The sequence below is a fragment of the Sulfitobacter aestuarii genome, assembly GCF_042685005.1.
Lineage (GTDB): Bacteria > Pseudomonadota > Alphaproteobacteria > Rhodobacterales > Rhodobacteraceae > Sulfitobacter > Sulfitobacter aestuarii.
Genome location: NZ_JBHUMP010000056.1, coordinates 1 through 2429, shown reverse-complemented (window position 1 = coordinate 2429; position 2429 = coordinate 1). Strand labels below are relative to the sequence as shown.

Sequence of the window (2429 nt, the reverse complement as noted above, 5' to 3'; positions counted from 1 at the left end):
AAGCGGTGCGCCGCCCCCACCTTCCTTGTGATCGCCTGATCTGAGATTCGGCCCTAATGGATGGATTATCAGGGAGTTTCTCCATGGAGCGCTCAACGGAGTTTCTCAGTAACATTGATATGATTGTGGGGCCGCGCGGTCACCGCCGGTGGCCGGATGCGGTGAAGGCGCAGATTGTGGCCGAGACGCTGGTGGAGGGTGCCTCGGTGTGCGCAGTTGCGCAGCGGTATGACATGCGGGCCAATCATTTGTCGGAATGGCGGCGCATGGCGCGGGAGGGCAAGCTGGTTCTGCCCGCTGTTCCTGAGGGGCCAAGTTTTGCAGCATTGGTTGTGCGCGACGATGTTGAGACGGCACCTGAACCTGCACCACCGCCATTGGATCTTATCTGTGGCAGCGTCCATGTGCGATTGGTCGCAACCACATCAGCAGCCCGCATTGCCGAGATTGTCCGTGCCTTGAATGCGCCCTCATGATGTTCCCTTCGAACCGAGTGCGGATCGTTGTGGCCACCAAGCCTGTCGACTTCCGAAAAGGTCATGACGGGCTGGCAGCGCTGGTTAAGAACGAGTTGCGCAAGGATCCCTTCACTGGGATCGTATTTGTGTTCCGCTCGAAACGCGCAGATCGGCTGAAGCTGCTGTATTGGGACGGCACCGGGTTGGTCATGGCTTATAAGCGGCTCGAAGAACACACCTTCACTTGGCCTGCCATCAAGGATGGCCTGATGGCCCTAAACCACGCCCAGTTTGAAGCGCTGTTCTCGGGATTGGACTGGCGCAAAGTAAGGGCTTTGTCAGTGCGTCCGCCGACTGCGGCAGAGTGAATCAGGCCGTCTTTTGCAGGGGTGCCGAGGTGCAGGAAATGGTAGTCATTCCCCATGTCAAAACCTGCCGATCTCCCTAATGATATTGAGGCCCTCAAGGCGCTGCTTGCCGCCTCAGAGGACCGCAATCTGCGCAAGCAGGATCGTATCGATCAGTTGGAGAAACTGGTTGCTGACTTCAAGCGGGCCCTGTTTGGCGCACGGTCCGAGAAGGCCGATCCCGAGCAGTTTGAGCTGGCGCTGGAAGACATCGAAACGGCGATGGCGGTGGTCCACGCTGAAGATGACGCGGTGGATCCACCTGCATCGCGCCCGACAAAACCGCGCAATACCAACCGTGGCTCACTCCCCAAACATTTACTACGTATTGAAGAAGTGATTACGCCCGATAGCATGACCTGCGGCTGCGGTGCTGAACGCCATATGATTGGTGAGGATACGTCTGAACGATTGGACATCGTCCCCGCTCAGTTCCGTGTGATCGTTACCCGCCGCCCAAAGTATGCATGTCGGTCCTGCACCAATGGGGTTGTTCAGGCACCCGCACCCGCCCGGCTTATCCCTGGTGGCATGCCGACAGAGGCAACGGTGGCGCATGTTCTTGTCAGCAAATACGCGGATCACTTGCCGTTGTATCGCCAAGCACAGATTTACAGCCGCCAAGGCATCGATCTGGATCGCTCCACCCTCGCAGGATGGGTCGGCAAGGCAGCTTATGAACTCCGTCCGGTCTTCGATGCGTTAATGGCTGATCTGAAACGCTCAACCAAACTGTTCATGGATGAAACAAGAGCACCAGTGCTCGACCCGGGCAAACGCAAAACCAAAACTGGTTACTTCTGGGCCCTTGCGCGTGATGATCGGCCATGGTGTGGAGCAGCCCCACCGGGCGTCGCCTTTGCATATGCGCCGGGGCGTTCCGGCCAATATGCCGATGACATTTTGAAAGGCTTCTCCGGCATCCTCCAAGTGGACGGGTATGCGGGATACAATCGCCTACTCAAACGTGTCGATGATAGGGTTGCGCTGGCCTACTGTTGGGCCCACGCACGCCGCAAACTGCACGAAGTTGCACAATCTGGCACTGCCCCCATCGCCGAAGACGGGCTGAAACAGATCGCTGCGCTCTACCGGATCGAAAAGGATATCCGAGGCCTGGCACCCGAGGTGCGATTGGCAGCACGGCAAGACCGATCAGCACCGTTGATCGCCGCGTTTGAGGAGTGGCTCACGACCAACCGCGCGCGGCTGTCTGCCAAAGCCCCTTTGGGTGAAGCGCTCAAATACATCGCGAAATACTGGGATGGACTGTGCCTGTTTCTGACTGACGGCCGCCTCGAAATGGACAGCAACGCAGTGGAACGCACGATCCGTCCCATAGCTCTGAACCGCAAGAACGCACTCTTCGCTGGCCACGACGCCGGAGCCGCAAACTGGGGGGTAATCGCTTCCTTGATCGAGACCTGCAAATTAAACGATGTCGATCCGCACGCCTATCTGACCAATATGCTCACAGGCATCGTCGCTGGCCACAAACAAAGCAAGATCAACGAGCTGCTACCGTGGAATTACGTCAAATAGGTGGGATCAGCGCACCGCTTAC

3 protein-coding genes are annotated in these 2429 nt (G+C 57.8%); all 3 read left to right on the top strand.

The window, feature by feature from the left end:
• The first annotated feature begins 83 nt into the window (after nt 1-83).
• From ACFSUD_RS19515 to tnpC, 3 genes are read left to right on the top strand one after another with little or no spacing between them, the layout of a single operon-like run.
• Nucleotides 84-476, top strand: coding sequence for a transposase (locus ACFSUD_RS19515; RefSeq protein WP_386376172.1), 393 nt, complete (start codon nt 84-86; stop codon nt 474-476).
• A complete protein-coding gene (tnpB, locus tag ACFSUD_RS19510) occupies nt 473-826 on the top strand; it encodes an IS66 family insertion sequence element accessory protein TnpB (protein WP_386376171.1) in 354 nt (117 codons plus the stop codon). The genes ACFSUD_RS19515 and tnpB overlap by 4 nt, the downstream gene beginning before the upstream one ends.
• Nucleotides 827-880: 54 nt before the next feature.
• Nucleotides 881-2407 (top strand): IS66 family transposase, encoded by a 1527-nt coding sequence (tnpC, locus tag ACFSUD_RS19505; RefSeq protein ID WP_386376170.1) that lies wholly within the window; start codon nt 881-883, stop codon nt 2405-2407.
• The last annotated feature ends 22 nt before the right edge of the window (nt 2408-2429 follow it).

Coding starts and splice junctions, on each gene's coding strand:
- tnpC (WP_386376170.1), top strand. CDS start 881: ATGTCAAAACCTGCCGATCTCCCTAATGATATTGAGGCCCTCAAGGCG.
- tnpB (WP_386376171.1), top strand. CDS start 473: ATGATGTTCCCTTCGAACCGAGTGCGGATCGTTGTGGCCACCAAGCCT.
- ACFSUD_RS19515 (WP_386376172.1), top strand. CDS start 84: ATGGAGCGCTCAACGGAGTTTCTCAGTAACATTGATATGATTGTGGGG.